The 20928-nt window shown below is 41.3% G+C and carries 13 protein-coding genes; 9 read left to right on the plus strand and 4 right to left on the minus strand.

What is annotated here, in order from left to right:
• Nucleotides 1–179: 179 nt before the first annotated feature.
• Both REC12_RS09895 and REC12_RS09900 read left to right on the plus strand, forming a co-directional pair.
• Nucleotides 180–3659, plus strand: a complete 3480-nt coding sequence (locus REC12_RS09895) for a beta strand repeat-containing protein (RefSeq protein WP_308894003.1) — start codon at nt 180–182, stop codon at nt 3657–3659.
• Between the two features lie 20 nt (nt 3660–3679).
• Nucleotides 3680–4300: an Ig-like domain-containing protein gene (locus tag REC12_RS09900; RefSeq protein ID WP_308894005.1), complete on the plus strand. Its 621-nt coding sequence runs from the start codon at nt 3680–3682 to the stop codon at nt 4298–4300.
• 151 nt (nt 4301–4451) lie between these two features.
• Here REC12_RS09900 and REC12_RS09905 read toward each other — a convergent pair whose 3' ends face one another.
• Entirely contained in the window at nt 4452–4838 is a 387-nt protein-coding gene (locus tag REC12_RS09905) for a hypothetical protein (RefSeq protein ID WP_308894007.1), read from the minus strand.
• Nucleotides 4839–5525: 687 nt separating this feature from the next.
• Here REC12_RS09905 and REC12_RS09910 point away from each other — a divergent pair.
• Nucleotides 5526–8786 (plus strand): Ig-like domain-containing protein, encoded by a 3261-nt coding sequence (locus REC12_RS09910; RefSeq protein WP_308894009.1) that lies wholly within the window; start codon nt 5526–5528, stop codon nt 8784–8786.
• 218 nt (nt 8787–9004) lie between these two features.
• Here the strand turns inward: REC12_RS09910 and REC12_RS09915 are convergent, their stop codons facing one another.
• Nucleotides 9005–9370 (minus strand): hypothetical protein, encoded by a 366-nt coding sequence (locus REC12_RS09915; RefSeq protein WP_308894011.1) that lies wholly within the window; start codon nt 9368–9370, stop codon nt 9005–9007.
• Between the two features lie 597 nt (nt 9371–9967).
• On the opposite strand from REC12_RS09915, the gene REC12_RS09920 reads away from it, so the two are divergent.
• From REC12_RS09920 to REC12_RS09935, 4 genes are all read left to right on the plus strand, one after another.
• Nucleotides 9968–10396: a DUF4073 domain-containing protein gene (locus tag REC12_RS09920; protein ID WP_308894012.1), complete on the plus strand. Its 429-nt coding sequence runs from the start codon at nt 9968–9970 to the stop codon at nt 10394–10396.
• Between the two features lie 639 nt (nt 10397–11035).
• Complete coding sequence (locus REC12_RS09925; RefSeq protein WP_308894014.1) at nt 11036–11896, plus strand: tyrosine-type recombinase/integrase; 861 nt, start codon at nt 11036–11038, stop codon at nt 11894–11896.
• 30 nt (nt 11897–11926) lie between these two features.
• Nucleotides 11927–12745, plus strand: a complete 819-nt coding sequence (locus tag REC12_RS09930; protein ID WP_308894016.1) for a hypothetical protein — start codon at nt 11927–11929, stop codon at nt 12743–12745.
• 209 nt (nt 12746–12954) lie between these two features.
• A complete protein-coding gene (locus tag REC12_RS09935) occupies nt 12955–14004 on the plus strand; it encodes a leucine-rich repeat domain-containing protein (protein WP_308894018.1) in 1050 nt (349 codons plus the stop codon).
• Between the two features lie 244 nt (nt 14005–14248).
• On the opposite strand, the gene REC12_RS09940 is transcribed toward REC12_RS09935, so the two are convergent.
• Both REC12_RS09940 and REC12_RS09945 read right to left on the minus strand, forming a co-directional pair.
• Complete coding sequence (locus tag REC12_RS09940) at nt 14249–14497, minus strand: DUF2442 domain-containing protein (RefSeq protein WP_308894020.1); 249 nt, start codon at nt 14495–14497, stop codon at nt 14249–14251.
• 9 nt (nt 14498–14506) lie between these two features.
• On the minus strand, nt 14507–14731 hold the full coding sequence (locus REC12_RS09945; RefSeq protein ID WP_308894033.1) for a DUF4160 domain-containing protein: 225 nt from the start codon (nt 14729–14731) through the stop codon (nt 14507–14509).
• A gap of 225 nt (nt 14732–14956) precedes the next feature.
• On the opposite strand from REC12_RS09945, the gene REC12_RS09950 reads away from it, so the two are divergent.
• Together REC12_RS09950 and REC12_RS09955 are read left to right on the plus strand one after the other, a co-directional pair.
• Nucleotides 14957–18403, plus strand: coding sequence for an Ig-like domain-containing protein (locus tag REC12_RS09950; RefSeq protein WP_308894021.1), 3447 nt, complete (start codon nt 14957–14959; stop codon nt 18401–18403).
• A 120-nt stretch (nt 18404–18523) separates the two neighbouring features.
• Nucleotides 18524–20928 (plus strand): beta strand repeat-containing protein (locus REC12_RS09955; RefSeq protein WP_308894022.1); only part of this gene is annotated, 2405 nt, incomplete at its 3' end.

A 20928-nucleotide genomic window follows, 5' to 3' on the forward strand; every position in this document is an offset into this window, starting at 1 on the left:
AACCCCAAGGGATATCACTTTAGTCTATGTCTTTTTATTTGTCATCAATCTAAAGTTTTCGCCAAAATTTACCGATATAAAAAATAGTGCTAAAAAGAGGACAATTCGTTTGCAGCGCATGTTAACCTCACAGAGGGACGAATTATTGCTGCTTATTAATGAGAGGAGAGATAATGTTGATGTTTAAAACAAATACACGTCGGATTTTTCATCTGACACGAAAAAAATGGCTAGCCAGCTTGTTAAGCATAATCATGCTGATCTCACTTTTCCCAGCTGCGGCCTGGGCGGCTGGGTCTGCGGCCACCTTGTCTATCATCACCGCCCCAGATCCATTGACTGAAAGTTATATTAGGTCTAATCCAATCACAATTGATCTGACTTTAACCAATAACACTTGGGCTTCAAGTATTATTGATGAAGATGAAGGTGGAAACATAGCCCAGGTATACCTGCCCACCTTAAAAAGCGGTTTCGCAGCGGCTACAGATTCAAACGCATGGACGAATTTGTTAAATGCCGCAACCAGTTTTAAAATTACAGATGTTTCAACAAACTATACATTGGAAATAACCATCCCGACTTCAGCTACATACGACATTCTTGCCAACCAAACGGTGACATTTACCCCTCCGGCTGCCCTGTTGCAGGACTCGTCGAATGTTCCTGCCCCACAGTCCTTTACTATCACGGCTGATCCTCAGGCGACTCTCTCCGGTTCATTAACCAGCGGTGCCACCGAATCGGATATTGTTGCCGGGGGCAAGCAATTAACAATTACTCTGCTCAACTGCCAATGGGACCCGGCGGTCGCAACAGATGCAACTGAACGCACTGCACTTTTTGCGGATGTATTTGGAGCTAATTCGGATATCTATAACGCCTTGGTAGCGGCCCCTAATCCGAGTACAGTGATCAAGGAAACTCAGAATTCCGACAGCAGCTACACTATCGTGACTATTACTCTCCCTCCAGTACCTGGTTATAATATCTCATCACTTCAGACTTTCACCCTACATCAACTTGATGGGACCTTGCTAAATCTCGGTTCAATTTTGGAAAATATTAGTAACCCCTCATTTTCTATTAGTTCAGACAGCAATACCATCAGTTTGAATACAACTCCTTCTATTTTGACAGAATCAGGGGTTAAAAGCGGTTCTTCAACGACATTAACAATGACACTGAGTGACAATACCTGGGACCAGACTATTTTGAATGATACTGCAAAACAAACAGCTTTATTGAATGGTTTTTCAGTTTCTACCGATACAGCGGCCTGGAACAATTTGAAAACGGCGATTTTAAATGCCTCTCCCTCTCCTTTTGCTTTATCCAATTCAAACAGTACACTGACCATTACAATACCACCGCCAACCACAGGCTACAGTATATTGTCAGACCAACAGGTAACCGTGACTGTACCTTCCACAGTTCTTACCAATAATTACTCTATTTCCAATACATTATCGTTTACCATAACGGCTAACCCTTCGGTTTCTGTTTCCGGTACGCTAACCCAAGGGGTCAACTCCTTAGATGTCGTCAACGGCGGTAAGACCATCGTGGCTACGTTGTACAACGCCACGTGGAATTCAGATGTGACAACCGCTCTCCAAAAAAGAGAAAAATTAATTGGTGACCTACTGACACCCTCCACTGATTCCGCAGGCACATGGGCAAGCATAATCCCTACCATTAAGGCTCAGGCAACGTATGCATTAACAGACAGCAAAACAGTAACGATTACACTTCCTCCGATTCTCGGATTTAATATTTCCAGTTCCATTACAATAGCCCCGGCAACATCTTCAGCAAACCTGACCGATTTGCAGAACCTTACCACTGCCCCAAGCCCCAGTGCTTTTGATAATGACTCGGCGGCCCCCTCTTTTGCCATTTCGCCGGTTGCCAATCAATCGGCCGCCCTTTCCGGAACTGCCACCACAGCAACTGAGTCGGATATTGTTATAGGGGCCAAGCAACTGGTTATTACCCTGGCAAAGGATGCCTGGGTTCCAGATGTTGTGAGCAATTCTTCTAAGCTAACTGCATTGATCAACGGCATTGAAAACACTGATACTACTAATTCCGCAAATACTACCGCTTGGAATGCGGTACAGGGTGCACTGAATTCCTCGAACGTGGTCAGAACGAGCGATACGGTGCTCACTATCAACTTACCGCCCGTACCGGCTTACGCCTTGACTTCTGATCAAACGATTCGCGTGACCATACCAGCTACTTGCACCTCAACTTTGCCACAATCGCAAACGATTGATGCCGGTACTTTCACAATCAAAGCTGTCACAGCCTCCTTAAGCGGCACTGCTGTAACTACGCCGCTGGATAGCAAATCTGTAATAGCCGGAGGCAAAACCATCGTTATCACATTAAATAATGCCACCTGGACCTCGGATGTGACTTCACCGGCCAGGTTGGATGATCTGCTGAACTGTTTTACGACTAGCGCGAACTGGACTCCGATCAAAAGCTCTATCACGCCGGCTAACATTACTCTAAGCGGCAAAAACATACTTACAATTAAACTGCCTGCAATTGCCAATTACGTTCCGAGTGGAATAGCCCAGATGACATGGCAGATTCTCCCTTCTGTCTCCGCTAAACTAATCAACGAAACTATCAGCAAAACACTAACTGCTTCACCGACAATTCAAATTGGAGATCAAACCGCCACATCAACATCAGCCGCTTTATCTGGCGCCATGTCTATGAAGATTTCCGATGTGGTGACTGGAGGGAAAAAAGTAATAATCACTCTAACCGGCGGAACCTGGGATTCCAGTTTGCCTAATAACAGTACGAAAATTAAGGCCCTGGTCAACGGTTTTAAGCTAGATCCTAACAATAATGACAGTAAAAACTGGACATTAGTTCAGACTGCATTAACAAAGGCCAACCCCAGTGCTACATTTTCTCTAGGCACAACTTCTGCTACTAACGACACGCTAACGATTACTCTCCCGGCAGTGACCGGGTATAATCCTGTGAATACCCAGAAAGTAACTCTAACTATTCCTAAGAGTACGCTGACATCAGCTTCCTCCGACGTTAATGCTACAGGGCAGCTTGAAATTGATTTACCCTCTTTAACCAATCAAGGTTCCTTGCAGGCTTTACTGGACAATGGCAGCTTTGCCACCGCTATTAATACCATACCTCTGGATAATATCTACTTAAAAGTACCGGTGAAATATATCAGCACTATAGTATGTAATCAGGCTTCTCTAGGCAATACCACGGTGACTTCGCTTGATTTCTATACGGATAACAGTGTAGCCTCTATCAATGTCACCGTTGGCGGAGCTACTGGAGCTCCTTATACAAGCAGCACTTCTGTCCCTTCAGGGAACGGGAAAAAATTTAATGTGGGGTTTTCCACAGTGAATGATACGACGAGTTCCTCATCAACTTCGCAATCATCCTCTGAGGTAACCATCAATGTGCGGGACAGCAGCAATAATACACTGCAAACAGATATCGTCATCAAAGTCAGCGGCTCCAAAAAATATACCTTCGGTCCATCCACAGACCTTAGCGGTACCTACAGCATCTATACGCTGATGACGGGCAATCAATTGCTCTCCAATATTTTGAATTACTATATACCAGCTGATCTGACAGTAGAAACCCTTTAAAACAAATGGAGGTGATTGCGATGTTAAAGAAACTTTTTTCAACCTTATTTATTTTGTTTTCTTTATTGTTATGGGCAGTACCTGTCCAAGCAGCTACTATCCCGTCCGGTTATAATATTTGGACCCTGCAGACCACAACGGACACTCATAAAGTCTGGACCGTGAAATTTAACATGCCGGCAGACAGTAATTCCCTAAACAACACTAACCTCTATATAACAGATGATAATAACAAGGTGGTAAACACTACCCTGACCACTAGTGGAACCTCTGTCCAAATCAAACCGTCAGCCGCTTTTATTGCGGGAAACAGATACTGGATCTTTATCACCGGAAATATTACCTTTGTCAATGGAAAACTTCATCTCACCCAACCCTTAGCAATCCCCTTTATAGTAACCGTGCCGAATAGCGAGATCACTTCTGTATCTGATAGCTATTCCAGTTTAATCACAAGCCTTACCGTAACCACCAGCCCCGAAGTGTATAGTGTAAAAATCAACCAAACCTATATGCTCTATCAGGGCAATAACACCTATACACTGGGAATGACCGCTCTGAAACAAGGAAGCAAGGTCACGATATCTGCTTACGACAGCAACGGCAAAAGTTTGCAAAGCCAAACCTACATTGTAAATTAATGATTCTTATTAATTGCATTAAATAACAAACAAATCTCACGCTTTTGAAAGCGTGAGATTTGTTTAAGATAACTCAAAAATTAGTTTAGTTATCCTTTTTCAACTTCATTTATGTAGGAATAATGGCGAAAGCTTCGATCATAACCTTGGATTAGAAAGTATTAGTCAAATCAAGCTTGCCACCAACAGCAGTTACACTATCAACTTCAGGTGTTAAGGGTGTGCCGGTTAATTGGGATTCAATCATCCCTTGAACAGTAGCTGCGCTAGCCGTTGAATTTGCCTTAAATAGAGCATCTGATTTCAGAATATCATACCCATTTCCATTAACCTCATAGGAATAACTACTCATGTGAGCTAATAGATCAAGGAACATGCTCGGGTTTAGTATTAATTGTGTAACGTTACCCATATTAATCGAACCCTTCCAAAGATCGCCATTCGAAGCTAAGGCAGGCGTAACTAGTGTAGTAAATAGCACACCTGTTAATGTTAAGGTAGATAAAACTTTAAAGATTTTCGATTTTCTTTTTATCATATATCCTTATTCCCCTTTCTTTTTATTCTTTAAACTATAATATCATACAGTAATTATACAGATCTAGGATGATATTTCCAAATCCATAATCTAAGGTCCAAAGATTTTAGCCAAAATTTATCAATATTCCTTGAATAGCACAGTTGATTAACGATGAGCCGGTTTCTCAATGTAGCTTGGGCGGGGCCAGCGATATATACGTCTGAATGAAGGCCTATTAAACAGTTTAATGATCGGCAGCTGTTGCCGCAACTGCCGATCGAGTGGGTAAGCTTAGATAAACGCCTTAAATACTACCTGGTTTTGATTTTTACTGTTGCACATAGTGGGTCTACTATTCATTGTGAATAAATAGGAAAGTTGCAAGGCATTAGTTATTTATAGCTTTGAACGTTCTATTATATTTCGTAGCATAATCTTTTGCGGTAAATGGGTCATATCCTATAATTTGCTTGGACCGAAATTGAATATTCATTATCATACAGAAGCTTAGTTGCCGCCGATTCAAATCTTACGCTACTTAAGCCCATATTGCCTTCAAAAATGCCACCAATATATGTTATGCTTTCAAGAAGATTAATCGTTGTTAAGCCATCGCAGCCCGAAAAGCATACATACCGAAAAGATTTTTAATAAACTAGCCGATAATCCTGTTGACACTTTTTATAAAGGAGGAGAAGAGCTTTTATGATAAAAGTAAAATCCAAACTTAATAAATTATTATTAACATTAGCATTAACTTGTACGCTCTTTACTACATTTACTATGCCTGCGCTAGCTTCAAATGGCGATATTTGGAAGAGTTCAACAGATATAGGTAATGTTACACAATTAATATTACACCCAAGCATGTTCCTTGATCTCTTAACGAACATGAGTAACTATTCTTATGAAGTTAATGGAAAAGGCTATGATATTGCTAAAACAAATGCTCTATTTATAGCAAATCCAACGGCTAGTGTAGTTACCGTACAAGGCTTGATTGAATCACAATTAACAGGTATACCTTTAGTTACGGCAAAAACTTTGTCTGCAACTTATTCTACGGCACTTGGAGTGCCTTATTGTAGTGTTAAATTGCCAGATAAAACGCAAACTGTAACAAATCTCACCGTGGATAGTACGAAGAAAATTGAAGGAACAGATTATAGTGTGTCCTCAGGAATCGTAAATATTACGAATGTTACAGCTAATAATGTGATAATTATTACAACTTCAGATGGTAATACCTATACAGTTAGCCAAGCTGAAACTATAAATGTCGCTTCTGTAGAAACGGTTAGCGTGTCAACATCAGTCGGAACGGCTCCGATATTACCAGCAACAGTAAGTGCCACAATGAGCGATGGTTCAGTTCAAAGTGTTCCAGTAAAATGGGCGGATGTAGATCAGAGTAAGTATGTGACAACAGGTGCCTTCACAGTTATTGGAACAATTGACAATTCAACTATACCAGCCCTTGCAAATGTGACGGTAACAACCCCTTCGCTTGCTAATGTTAGCGACAGTGAAGTTGCCTATGTTTCGGTCAAGGAACTATCAGACCCAAAGTATTTGGGACGTGAGCCAGGAACCCAAGGTTATACAAAAGCAGCTCAATATGTTGCAAATGCGTTTCAACAATTAGGGCTAACCCCAGACGGAGATTCAAATACATTTTTACAAGCATATCAAACTGGTTTGGCTCAGTTTTCATCAGAACCAACTCTATCAATTAATGGAAACAAATTGCAAGTCATGAAGGACTTTAAGCCACATGGGACGTCAAAATCGGGAACCATCTCAGGGAATCAGCTTGTATATGTGGGTAATGGCTTCTCTTCCGACTACTCAGGTGTAGATGTTACCGGCAAGCTCGTGGCATTTACCGGTGACATGACTGGGACCGGCACACCCACTGGGGTCATGGATCGAGTGGTTTATGCTGTGAATAAAGGAGCTGCTGGGGCACTCATTATTTCAGGAATTATGTATCCGATTACGAGTTTTGAACGCCCACTTCGTTACAACTATAGTCAAGCTCTTGCAGATTATATTTCACCTGAAACGGCTCAATTGCTCGGAATAAATCTATCTGGTCAAACACCGCAAATTGTTAATGCCCAAGTTCAGGGAGATATTTCTATTACTAGAACACCCAATCAAACGTCTTATAATGTACTTGGATTAATTCCTGGTCAAGACCCGACCAAAACGGTTATGATCGAGGCTAATTTAGACGGTTATGGTACGCTCCCAGATGGGACAGTTTTCCCAGGAGCAAGTGCTGATGCGGCAGGTGTTGGAGATCTCATCGGCCTTGCTTATTATTATCACAGTTTGAAGACGCCACCGCAATGTAACATTCTCTTGGCTGCCATCGGCAGTGAATGTTATGACCGCTCTGGTATTCAATGGTTTCTGCAACATCAAGGTAACGTGGGCAAGATTGTCGCCGACGTGAATTTATATGACGTGGGTAGTACAGAAAAGCAAAAATATATCGCCGTTAATGCTGGTTATTCTCAATTAGATGCAGCCGCTAGATTTGCTACCAAGCTTGATTCCTGCTATTCTTCAGAGGTACATGATTCGGATGCCGATACTTTTGGATCGTTGTATAATTTTGATAACGCCCAAATGGATGTGACAAAAATACCCAATGCGTTTATTCGTATGTGTGACTCTACAGAAGATTCGGCAGCGGATACATTTGAAACAATTAAGCAACAATCCCTTCAAGATTCTATGGCCATTGCTAAGCAGATAATATTCTATGTATCAGCTGTCAATGACCAGCCTGCTTCCTTTAATTCCGCTGCAGTAAAGCAGGTACAAGTGCAGGAAGTTGGTCATACGATGTCTGAATATGATACTGCTCATTTTGAACTATTTTGGGAGCAACCATTTGATCAAGCAATTCCTGGCCTTGTTCCAATGTTGGATCAAGTTTGGGATGAGGATGAATGGTGGAACTACAATCCAGTTATTAACCAAAAGATTAAATTGTATCTTGTCACATCGTCTCAGGAAGGTTGGGCAACGGCACATCGCACACCCGAATCTACGAATGCAACAAGTGGTGGAATACAGAGTCCAGGAAATTATAGTGTCAGCGTTGTTATGTCTAATGGATCTACCGATGCCAATCAAATCATAGGTTGTCCCGCCCATGAATTTAATCATGATGCAGCAACGTATAATTTAATGAAGGTTTACCATAATGTTACTTCCTTTGCAAATGGCAACATCATCAAACAAACAAACTGTGATTTGGATAATCAAGAGTGTTCAGGACACTTGACACCTCTGTTGTTTGCTCCTAATTACGTCGGATTTTCAGGGGTAGTACAGTACTATTCATCCATTAGTGACCTTTTTCAAGCCCAAAATGACTCAAACATAGATTGGAGCAGTTATATTGGCGACGCATTTCAACGTATGACACCTGATCAGTGGTTTCCGCATTATGATCAACTTGGGAGCCTATATACTTATATCTGGGAAAATTATGGCCCTGATAAGGCTCGTGAAATTTGTTATGCTATGTATGCGGATTCTCGGAATTTACAAAGTACCATACAGACTGAACTTAATGTGCCATTTCAACAAGTGGAAGATGACTGGTTTACATGGATGAAAACTTGTAACTCCAACTCTTCAAATACAAATACGAATAGCCCACTAGGATTACATGTATTTAATCAAGGATTTGAATACATTTTTAGCCAAGGTATCCGGCTTTCTGGGAACAATGTGATCACAATTACTGATCCACAGGGTAAGCAAATATCATTGGATTCTATCTCCTTTTCTGAAGCAGATAGTTCTGGGCTCACGATACGATCGAGTTCTTTCCAAAAAGGTGTCGTTTACACCGTAAATATTCAACCGAACGCAATAAGTTATGTAACAGGCGATTCTGCAGACCCTCAGGGAATGAATTTTACATTTTCTGTAACACCATAAAGATATGAGTGATTCATATGATCTGGATTGATCCTTTTAGCTCCAAGTAGCGAAGGAAACGGAAAGTTCCTTTCTTTATACACTACTGTCGCTATTCGCTAAATCTTTACAATCATAAAAAACAAACTCAATGCTGTTACAGGAACTCCACCTAAATGCTTGGTATTGTGACATCTCCTCCAGCCCCGGTGTATTTCGTAATTGGGCTTTACCATCAATTATGGCATGGGTAAAATCTTGTCATTGCTGGTATTTCCAGTTAGAGGAGCCCCTATTAATTGTGTTTCAATCATATTTGCAACAATACTTACATTATCCCTTGGATGTGCTTTAAATAGCTCATTGGCTTGTGCAATATCATAACCCTTTCCATTGACTTCATAAGAATAATTACTCATGTGAGCTAACATATCGAGGAAAATGTCGGGGTGTAATAATAATTGTGTAACATTTCCGATATCTATTGATCCTTTCCAAATATCACCTGTCGAAGCCAGGACAGGAGTTGGTATGGCAGTAACAATGATCCCCATAACAATTGTTGCAAGTAATCTCTTTGATTTGGTGAATAGTATTTTTTTCATATGTGTTCCTCCTTCTATTTATCTGAAAACTACTATAACACCAAACAATTATATTTTTTGTTGAATTTTGTATGTTATAATATTTTATGATTTCTTGATTTTATTAAGATATAAAAATAACCGCCCACTGGATGGTTTAGGGAGCGGTAGCTGTTGCCACAACTGCCGACCGGTATACCGAGAAAGAGGGAGAAAGATTCGGCTGTACTAGCTTATTCTTAAAAGAGTTTATCCACCTTCTTCACAGGAAGCAACAAAACCTCTAAATAACTCCTAAGCTCTTATTAAGTCTTCATTATTTATTGATATTTCTATGTTAGAATTCGATAATTTTTGATCTATACTTAAATTATTCCTCAGATTAGCACCATGTCAATGACACTACCTTTATAGGATACACTGCATTTATCGACCGGCAGTTGTGGCAACAGCTGCCGACCAGAAGAATAGCCTTCCACATTAAACTACGTGGGGGCTATTCTTGTTTTCACTTAGAATTCCTAAGGGTTTTCATTATTCCGGGTAAGTGCTATTAACGGAACTATCACAGTAACACTAAACACCGCGATAACCGTCGTTCCTGCGGTCGGCGACTTTATGATTAGCCAATCTATCAATGGTGGGGGGGCCTTGAGTGTTACTCCCAAAGATGTTACTCTCGACCAAACTGGAAAAATAGTAACATTATCCGTTTCCACGGTAACTGCTACAACTAGCCCACAATCTATAGTCTACAGTGTATCCTGTAAAGGTACATCAACCGCTTACTATGCATCCTTCATAGTTTCACCTGTAGCAGCACCCGCGGCGCCTTCAGTTACGGCCGATGATGCTGCTAATGTTATAGTCGGAGCTGACGCCACCATGGAATATTCGACGGACAATGGTTCTACTTACACAGCTTACGATGTAGCTACGCCTCCTACATTCACCGGCGACCAAACAGTCTTAGTCCGTGTGGCTGCAAACTCTACTACTGGTGCACCTGCCAGTGCCGATACTACCCTGACTTTTACAACTCCCTAACACTTGCTTCTTTTTGGCCAAACATATTGCTATCCAATAATATAGAAATAAAAAGTATGCAATTGAGTCTCTTCAATAATAGTTTCGTAGGACATAAAATGGACCTCGGTTGTACCGAGGTCCATTTTTCACTACATCAAAACAAAACGTACAATTGTTAAATTTAATTACATAGTAGCTGATCCGTCAGCGGCCTGCTTCAGGGCACGAAGTTGATTCTTTGTCTTGTTTGCAGCCTTCGCCCATCAGAACGACTTTGCCGTTATACTGCAGCAAGGGAGCGGTGCGAGAGAACCGGGTAAACTATTTATTGTAACCCTCTCTGCGATTGGATCTCCTTTCTGGTGTGCGAGCCTTTAGGATATCACCAAATCGACAGAGTGGGTTATGTTGCATAAACTTTAATTCCGCTTGTCTATAACTATATTTTAAAATTAAAATACGCTTTATAGTTACTAAAACAGTGTATACACTTCTACGTAGTCTAATTTCTTTACTTATACATATTACTACAAAATATTACATATATCTACTATCTATTCACTTTAAATTTTTCCATGCTAACCATATTTTATATGATCCTGCCACGTTTATAAAAATTAATCCAAGAAATAATATCTTCAGAGGGGGCTGCAGTTTGTGTTACTAAGAGAAGCTATACTTTTATTTAAGAAGCATCTTATAATCAATGAACGATCTTCTGAAACGCTGCGTGCTTACATGATTGAACTTGAAAATTTTACTCAATATCATGAAAATCAATATAATGGTCCGGTTTACCTCGAAGAAATTACAGTAGGAGACATCGAGGAATTCCTGCACGTACTCAAAATTAGAGGAAGCCACGCCTCCCGCCGCAGCAGAATGGTTTATATCCTACGCTCATTTTATAATTTTGCCACCCGCCAGGAATTAGTAAGCAACAATGTAGCTGCACGTGTTGACTCTATCAAGGTGCAACAAACTGAGAGAACCTTTTTAAGTGATCAAGAATTTGAAGAATTAGTATCTGTGATATCAAACAAGGCAGTGAAAGTCCTCGTTTATACCCTGTTCATGACCGGTTTGCGGATTAAGGAAGCATTGGATCTTACCTTGAAAGACGTAGATCTTGCCGCTAAAGTTATTCGTGTCAAACACGGTAAGGGTAATAAAAGTCGTATTGTTCCAATTAGTAACCGACTGTTACCTATACTGCGGCAATATGTTATTAAGATCAGGCCAAAATGTGACAGCTCTAATTTCTTTGCCACCAAGGTTTCCGGACAGCTCTCCGCCAGTATGGCTAATAAAACACTCAAACAGGCCATAACAAGGCTTGGCTGGAACAAAAAAGTTACCTGTCATATCCTTCGCCATAGCTTCGCCAGCCACTTAGTTCGAAACAACGTCAATATCGTACGTGTCCAAAAGCTTTTAGGCCACTCCAGCTTGAAAACAACAAGCATTTATACCCATGCGACCATTGATGAACTGACAGAAGCTGTCAATACCTTTTAAGTGACTTTATTATTGTTAGGAGATTTATTCATGTCTCAACAAAATTATTCCTGTTCAAAGAAGGAACGCGTTCATCAAATACTTAAGCTATTACAAGCAGGCCAACCTCGTGAGAAAATTGCTGATCAATTTGGCTACAGTACTTGGAAGAGTTTGGATATTTATATGAGGAGGCACGGTTTCACTTGGGACAGTCAAAGAAATATTTATACTAATGCTGCAGTTGAGAACCCCCCGGGTGAGTTAGGCAACACTAACATTGCAGACATTAATGCCAAGCCAACAGATGTCAGCCCTGAAGAGATCGTGAGGCTTTTCAGCATCGGAATCCTTGACGCCAAAGAAATCGCTAAACAGACAGGTTTTTCCGGACATAAGGAAATGGCCTCCTACATGCGCCGCCGAGGTTATGTTTGGTCTTCTTCTTCTTTAAATTACTTTAACGCCAATCCCCCACCGGAGAAGCCAGGCTCCGCTGACAACAGCATAAAGGCAGAAGATATACCTCAAAAACAATTGGCCGAAGATTCTCTGAAACACTCATTAGCTGAAGCTGTGTCTATTGACAAGTACCTATCACTTTTAGATTTTCTCTGGCAATCCCGTAATAAATTAATTAAAATTATAGAATCAATCAACGATGAGACTAAAATCCAGTTTTATCATATTCCCGGCAAAGCAAAAACTAAAAGTATTTTTTTATCAGACAGTCTTTCTGATCTTATGATGACATTATGCGAAAAACATAGTCTAAGCCAAAGACAAGGATATGAGGCGGCCCTAGTAGAATATTTATCCAGATATGGCTTTCGCGAACAGATAGACGAATTGCTCAATGTTCAGAAATAGTTTTGTTTTCTCTTAGTATCGCTAATCACTTTTCGAAGTTAGCGATACTCCCTTTTTTCAGCAAGTCATCGCTCTCTTCGAGAAGTGTGCAGCTCGGCTCATGGGTACCTGTTAATTTAATATTTTCAGTTTTATTTGTTAAAAATATAATATTCGACAGATAAATTGTGTATTTAGTGTTATAGTATTTTTCAGAGGAGGAAACCTATATGAAAAAAATACTATGCACTAAATCAAAGAGATTACTTGCCGCAACTATTATCGGAATCATGCTTACTTCAGTATCTACACCTGTATTGGCTTCAACGGGTGATATTTGGAATGGATCAACAAATATCGGTAATGTCATACAATTAATCTTACACCCTAGCATATTCCTTGATCTTATAACTCATACAGATAATTACTCTTATGAAGTTAACGGAAAAGGCTATAATATTGAACAAGTGGATGCTTTATTTAAGAAAAATCCAACGGCTAGTGCAACTACTGTTCAAGGATTGATTGAAACACAATTAACTGGAACTCCCATAACCGGAGCCTCTAATACACAAGATTTTAACTGTACCATAACCGGGGGAAAAGCAACAATAACCGGGTACACTGGACCAGGAGGAGATATTGAGATACCAAGTATGATAAGTGGAATTCCAGTGTCATCTATCGGTGAATATGCATTTTATAATTGCACAGGTTTAACCAGTATTACTATACCGACCGGAGTAACCAGTATTGGCGACAATGCTTTTAACGCTTGCAGAGGCTTAACTAATATTAGTATTCCGCAGGGAGTTACCAGCATCGGCGACAGTGCATTTTTCAATTGTACAGGCTTAGCTAGCATTAGCATTCCGGATAGTGTAACAGTGATCGGCAATGGAGCTTTTGATTACTGCACGGGTTTAACAAGTATCAGCATACCACAGGGAATAACCAGCATCGGCTACCAGACTTTTGCCGATTGTTCCAGATTAACGAATATCATTATTCCTCAGGGAATCACGAGTATCGGCTATCAGGCTTTTGCCGATTGTTGGGGTTTAAATAGTATTAGTATACCGCAAGGAGTCACGAGTATCGGCAAAAGTGCATTTTTCAATTGCACAGGTTTAAATAGCATTAGATTTAACTCGACGACAACCACTATATATGATGATCAATATACACTACCAGCGACAACAAAGATTATAGGTTATGACCCTTCAACAGCAAAAGATTACGCGACAAAATATAATAGAACGTTTGAAGCCATCAAATAACCGATACCCTAAGAAGTAAGCACAGACTATTACTCTCAGCACTCAATGTTAAAAAATCTCATACCTTCTAAAAAACAATCCTAAAAACGTACTTAATTATGATCCATTTTTATAAGATACTCTGCATACGACCGACTGGCAGTTGTGGCAATGACTGCCGATCAATAAACCGTCCAAAAAACGCAATCCTTTCTTAATTCTGCGAAAGGATTGCGTTAAGCGTGAATGACAAATGAACTTACAATCAATTAATTTCAACGGATTCATTCCATAACTCATGTTCGCTGATATCAGCTTTAGAATCCCAATATAAACCGTATCCGCCCGACTCGATTTTAACATCTTTAAAAACAGACTTATTTCTTAATAAACTAAAACGCGGCTCATGTAAGCGTTTAAATACATCATATTGTTTAATGATTCCATTATTGAATGTAACAATTAAACAAAAATCATCGGTGGGAACAACCGCCTTAACTTTTGGTGGGAACATTGCTTTCACCTACTCTAAAGTACTGAGTTTTCTAAATTCTTGAGTTTCCCACATTTGCATTAAATCATATTGGTATAACTTAGCCCATTCCATAACTAATGATTTTGCACGATTGGGCAAATCCCCTTCAAGCATTTCAAGGGTTTTAATGCTAAAAACGCCCACGAATTCCCCATACGTGGCATGAAAATGAGGGGGCAAAATGATTTCTTCCTTCAGAGTCAGAACCGCCATATTTCTCAAAAACTGCACCTCAACTATTAACTTATATGGAAATTATACCATATTTCTAGCTGAAGTTAAAATCGGAATGCTTTAAGTAAGCTCAATGAATCCCCTGTTGTTAATTATATCACAAAATGGTACTTCATCCATAGGAACCCTGAAGTTCTTGATATATAAGGATCTTCAGGGTTTTTTAGTCTTAATTAAAATTATCACAATAGAAGTGCTATTAACGTGACGACGACAGTTGGGACAGCACCTGTGTTGCCAGCTACGGTTACCGCTACAATGAGTGATGGTTCAACAAAAGAAGTTGCAGTAACCTGGGATTCTATTGATGCTTCCAGTTATGCTGCTACTGGAAGTTTTACTATTTCTGGGGCAATCGCGGATTCGACGACTGTAAAGGCAACGGCTACGGTTACAGTCGAAGAGGCACAGCTCTCTATCTCTAACGCTGCAGCAATCTTAGCTGATTCGGCTGCCGGCAATTTAAAAGCGGATGGTAAAACAGTTGTAACAGTGCAAGCAACCTATAAGGATGCTGAAGCACAAGGTTTTACCGGTACAGCAGAATTAGTCTCAAAGCATGGTCTTGTCTCCGCTCAAACAGAAGCCGCTTTCGATAAGGGAGTTGCAACCTTTAATGTCACTCTTCCTAACTCGACAACTGATATTCAAGACGTACTCTCCGTACGGATTAAAACATCAAACATTCCGGCTGAAGTCAATGTTGTGTCCAGCCCTATCAGCGTAACTTATAAAGCGTATGTCCCTGATGGCGGAGCTTCTGAAAATACGATCAAAACCTACACCGTAGACGCTGTCAAATCAGCCGACCTTGCTGACCGTGTCAATGTTTATGTCGGAAATGTAGCCAATAGCGATCTTGACGCTGTAAAACAAGCGATTATCGATCAATTAACCCTCGATAACGGTCCTCTTGCAACAACTCCCGAGCCCATCACGATCGCGACCATTGATACGGCTACAGTTGTTGGAACACCAACCTCATCAACATCGGCATCTTATGTCTTTAGCGCCTTGATCGACCTAAAGAATGGCGCCGACTATCTCTATGACAATCAATTAATCAACTACACGATCAATGCCGGAACGGCCAGTATCCGTTTAGGCCAAGCCACAGGGTCTTTCAGTTTAATTGACAAAACCCAACCCGTTATGTCCAGTGTGACTGCACCTGACGCAGACAATCCGAATAGAATTGTTGTCACTTTCTCTGAACCCATCAACACAGAACCCGCTGCAGCAGTTAATGCGGCTAACAGTGCTCTTAATCCAACAAACTGGGTACTTAATGGGCATGTTTTGCTGACAAGCGATTTGGTTGCTAAGGGCATTACCGTAGAGCCGGGGAACGCCAGAAATGCCGTAGATATAAACCTGACAAATTCAGCCATTCAAAAATACTTGGTCGATGGCGAGAATTTGATTCAAGCTAAATCCATTTCGGACTGGGCAGGATTAACCGACCTTACGGATAATAACAAAATCTCAACTCAAGACTTCACATTTAACTATAGTAAACCGGTTGTTACACCAGGTTTGAACATTACTTTAGGATCTGCTGAGCAATATGAACTTAGTTTAGCAACTCCACTCTATACCGATAAAGATGCTACAACGGAGCTTGATCTTACAACAGAACCCTTGAAAGTTCAATTGATCGATACCAGCTCAAAAGCACAGATTTTAGACCTGACTGGGGATTATTCAATTGTTAAAGATCCGGCAGATACCTCTAAGTATGTCTTAGAATTAACCAAAGACTGGACCCAATTATTGACAATCCCTGCTACCTATCATAATCAGACCTTAAAAGTATCTCTGGGGACCGCTTATGACGTCTACGGGAACCAAGTATCGGGTGCCTTAGACGCCGCAGCTACAGAATTGCAACCACTTAGTGGGACTGCTGTAATTCCCGAAGATACAACTTCCCCTGCGACAACATCGAAAAAGATTCTCGATTTGGTTGATTCAGCCTCACAAAATACCGATGGCAATGTGACAACTACCGGAAATGTTTCTGTAACGATGACGGAACCTGTTCAATTATACTCCGTACTACCTGGCTATACGCAACAAGTTATGTACGACGATGTGACCCCTAGCTTACAACAAGTTGCTAATGGTGGTGTACCGGTTCCAACCTTTGAGTATGTCAAAGTTGCCAATGATGCAAGTATTACCTCGGCTGTTCCTGTAGGCCAAAAAATAGACGGCCACATTGTAGGAACAAAAGCAGGTGAAAGCGATTCAGTTAATATTTATGATACCCAATTCACGGTCGCACCTAACAGCGCATTAGAAGCAGGCGAGTGGCAACTTGTTATCCGTTCAATTTCCGATGATATCGGAAACACGATGGTAACGGAGACCGTTAATCTCGTAATTCCTGCAACTGGAGTTGTTACGCCGGTCCAAACAGGCGATAACCAAATTAATCCTTACGTTGTCTGGGCTTATGCAGAGAACAATGTAACCGATGGAAATGGAAACGCCAACGATTATGTCAAGATTTTGTACAGCCGTCAAATGTCCGTGGACGCCCTCCGTTCAGCAACCTATGACATCAACGGAAAACAAGTCAATCAAGATGCCAGCATCACAGCGGAAAGTGTCGTTTTGTATCGTCAAAATGAAGATCCCAACAATGTGAACTACAACAAGTTCTACGGTGAAAATAACAATATGATGAACTGGACTGGGGAGTTAGTTACCATTAAACTTCCGAGTGACTTCATCACAGGGGATGACCTTACAGGAACGGCTCACAACATGCTCACGCTTCCGGCAAACTTAATGGCTCGTGATGACGGCAACGCAACAACTTCAGAGAATCTGTTATTCACGAACAATAATGGCAGCAATCAATTTGAACTGACCTTTAATACTGATCGGAGCAAATTACCTGCTAACGCGCTGTTACCGGCCTTCGATAAGAATCAGCAATACAACAGTGTAGATAGTTATCGCAACGGTACAGTCACAGCTGACTTAACGGCTTATAATGCAGCTTTGGCAGCAGTAAATCAAGCTGATTACACCGCTGACAGCTGGACTGCGTATCAAGCAGTTGTTGCAGCCAATATAGTGACAACCGCCAATACCCAAACTGAAGTTGACACTGCAACCGCTAACATTAAGGCTGCACAAAAAGATCTTCAACCAGCAACGGGCGCACTTCAAATTGTCGGTACGCCTTCATTTAACGCAGTTCTTCAAACATTGAAAGTAACCGTTAACGATGAAACCCTTGTAAAGGATGTTCTGGTCAACGGTGTATCCACGAAAGTTACACCATTAGACAATGTCTTCACTGTACCGGTCGACGATACCACAGATCGAGTTGTGTTTGTTGATGCAGACGGCAACCAAGTTGTTGTCCAAGAAGGAACTGTAGCAACGCTCACCGTGACTGCTGCTCCCACATTTGACGGTCTACTCGGCTTCGAGAAAATCCCCGTTAGCGACTCGTCGCTTGTTAAAACAGTGATTGTAAATGGAACAAGCTACACAGTTGGTGCTCCAGCGGGAGATGATGGCATCTCTGTAAGCGCACCTAATTCAACGAACATTGCGGTTACCGGCCTAACAGCAGCTCCTACTACGATCGTCTTAGTTGATAATAGCGGTGCACAAGTCACGGCTAAATAAGATCCAGCCCATTATGTAATGTATGCTAAAAATATTGCTAACTATGATGAATATTATCATAGTTAGCAATACCCAAAAGACAGGCAAAATTACCACACTAAAATAAGGGGGAACCATTTTATGAATAAGCCTTGGAAAGTATTCTCCACTTCAGCTCTTGTAGTCGCACTCTCAGTCAGTATGGCTATACCAGCTTTTGCGGCAAATGGTGATATGGTTGATAAGACCACAAAAACGACTTATTTAGCTTCAGATTATCGATCCAATACCGCTACAATGAACGACTTACTTCAACATATGTTTAATGGGGATCAATTCTCCTATGAGTACGGTTCTCAAAACTACAAATATGACGCATTTGCCAACAAGGTTACTAGTTTAATGAGCACCATGACACCTGAACAAGCAAAAGCACAAGCGGCTACGGATAGTTCTTTATTAGACACAACGGCTCCAACAGCTTTGAGCGTTGCCAGCGTATCTGCCATTAACAGCACTACTTTAGGAGTTGCATTTAACAGAGCTCTGACTTCAGATGAGCAATCTAAGGCTCAATTTGCTGTAACATATAACAATACTGCCTTCAATATCAGTGCTGTTACATGGTCGACAGATGGTATGACAGCTCAATTTAGCAGGCAAGATGCTGCAAAACTTGCCGCTGGAACTTATGCCGTTAGTGTAACAGGTGTTAGCACGGATGCTTTAACTTCATCAGTAACGGTTAATGCCGAAACTGCAACATCTATTGAACTTGCCACAACCAGGGTTGCACCAGCTGCTGGGCAAAACATAGCCTATACTGTCAAAAATCAATATGGCGAAGCGATGACAGTTGCACCAGGTGCAATTACTGTATATGCATTTAATCAGAATGATAATACAAATAGAGGAATCACAGGAACACTAATCAATAGCATGGATTTCCATCTTGCAAACGTAGGTGATGTAGTAAAAGTTACTGCATACCTTACTGCTAATCCCGCAGTTACCATTTCTTCGAATGTGACTGTAGCTAATATTTCAACGGGCGCAATTACGCTTGCTGATCCGGTATTGCCAACCGGCGCTGCACGTCTGACAGTAAATACTGCTCATGTAACTATGCCTGTAACTGTAACCGACGATGCTGGTGCCCCAATTCAACTGGCTCCTAATGTTGGACCAATCGTTTCAGGTACTGCGAATAATATTGGAAATGGTTTGACGTTAAGCTTTAATAATATTACTGCAGTTGCTGTCAACGCTCAACATCAGTTAGACTTTACACTTGGAGCAGCTGCTGGCCCTGCATCAGTGACTATTACCAATCCAGCCACTGGTGATGTTCAAACAAAGAACTTTACGGTAGTTGCTGTTTCTGATACAGCTACAATTACAATGACTGCCCCCACTACCGCAATTCGCGTTGGCGGCGGAACTGTTAATATTCCATTTACTCTTGCAGATCAATACGGAAATGCGATGACTACTGCAAGCCTTGGTTGGGATCCTACTGATGTTCAACTCAACAGTTCAAACACTGCTGTTGCAACAGTTACCTGGGCTGGAAATAATCTTCAAGTTACACCTGTAGCTGCTGGTAATGCTACAATTTATGCGACAGTTGTTACTCCTGTTGCAAATGCAGCCACAGCAACTAATACGTTAGCTATTACAGTACAATCCACTGCTCAACCGACAAATATCGCTTTGAGTGGCACCCCGACAACTTCACTTGCTGAAGGACAAACTGTTGCCGCTGGCGCTACAACTGGTGCATTGAAGTTTGCTATTACTGACCAGGATGGAAATCCGGTTAACTTAGCCGCTGCTGGTGCTGCTGGAGTCAAGGCTAACCTTACAGTAACCGACCCGGGTACCGTATTAACTGCTCCTGCTGCTGCTGTTTTGAAGGCTGCCGATATGAGTGGTACTGTTGGAACGACAAATGGCATTACTGTAACAGCTGCTGCCGCTACTGGTAATGCGACAATAACTGCTCAATTATTTGTTGACGCAAATAACAATGATATATTAGATTCTGGTGAAACACTGCTTGGCAGCGTATCTGTACCTTATACTGTTAGTACTAACCAACTGAATAAGGGTGCTATTTCAGTTATTGCTGGTGCAACCGGAAGTGGAGATTTCTCAGGTGCATATGCAGCAGTGAATACAAATACTACCTTAACTTATGCTCTGCAAGACCAAGCCGGTCAAGCGTTAACCACTGCTGCTGCAGTTCCTGTTGTATGGACTATCACCAACACAGGAACCACTGCAATGACAGTAAATGATGGTACTACTAAAACCTTAGCGGCTGGGGCAACTGCTACCTATACTACACAATCAACTGTAGGTGCTGCAGCAACATCTGCTATTCAAATCAACAGTGCTTCTGAAAACCAAGCAAAAGTAAGTGTAGCTGCTACTGGCGTTTCAACGCCTGCAACTTCTACTCTTACTTGGACAGATGCCGTAGTTGGTGCCAGCCAAACATATACCGGTACAGTACAATCCTTCGATGCTACAGCTCATTGGTT

This window comes from Candidatus Desulfosporosinus nitrosoreducens, assembly GCF_030954495.1.
GTDB lineage: Bacteria > Bacillota > Desulfitobacteriia > Desulfitobacteriales > Desulfitobacteriaceae > Desulfosporosinus > Desulfosporosinus nitrosoreducens.

Bases quoted from the DNA above. Each gene is read 5' to 3' on its own strand.
- REC12_RS09900 (WP_308894005.1), top strand. From the start codon at position 3,680: ATGTTAAAGAAACTTTTTTCAACCTTATTTATTTTGTTTTCTTTATTG.
- REC12_RS09915 (WP_308894011.1), bottom strand. From the start codon at position 9,370: ATGAAAAAAATACTATTCACCAAATCAAAGAGATTACTTGCAACAATT.
- REC12_RS09905 (WP_308894007.1), bottom strand. From the start codon at position 4,838: ATGATAAAAAGAAAATCGAAAATCTTTAAAGTTTTATCTACCTTAACA.
- REC12_RS09945 (WP_308894033.1), bottom strand. From the start codon at position 14,731: ATGGCGGTTCTGACTCTGAAGGAAGAAATCATTTTGCCCCCTCATTTT.
- REC12_RS09920 (WP_308894012.1), top strand. From the start codon at position 9,968: ATGATTAGCCAATCTATCAATGGTGGGGGGGCCTTGAGTGTTACTCCC.
- REC12_RS09910 (WP_308894009.1), top strand. From the start codon at position 5,526: ATGATAAAAGTAAAATCCAAACTTAATAAATTATTATTAACATTAGCA.
- REC12_RS09935 (WP_308894018.1), top strand. From the start codon at position 12,955: ATGAAAAAAATACTATGCACTAAATCAAAGAGATTACTTGCCGCAACT.
- REC12_RS09930 (WP_308894016.1), top strand. From the start codon at position 11,927: ATGTCTCAACAAAATTATTCCTGTTCAAAGAAGGAACGCGTTCATCAA.
- REC12_RS09940 (WP_308894020.1), bottom strand. From the start codon at position 14,497: ATGTTCCCACCAAAAGTTAAGGCGGTTGTTCCCACCGATGATTTTTGT.
- REC12_RS09895 (WP_308894003.1), top strand. From the start codon at position 180: ATGTTTAAAACAAATACACGTCGGATTTTTCATCTGACACGAAAAAAA.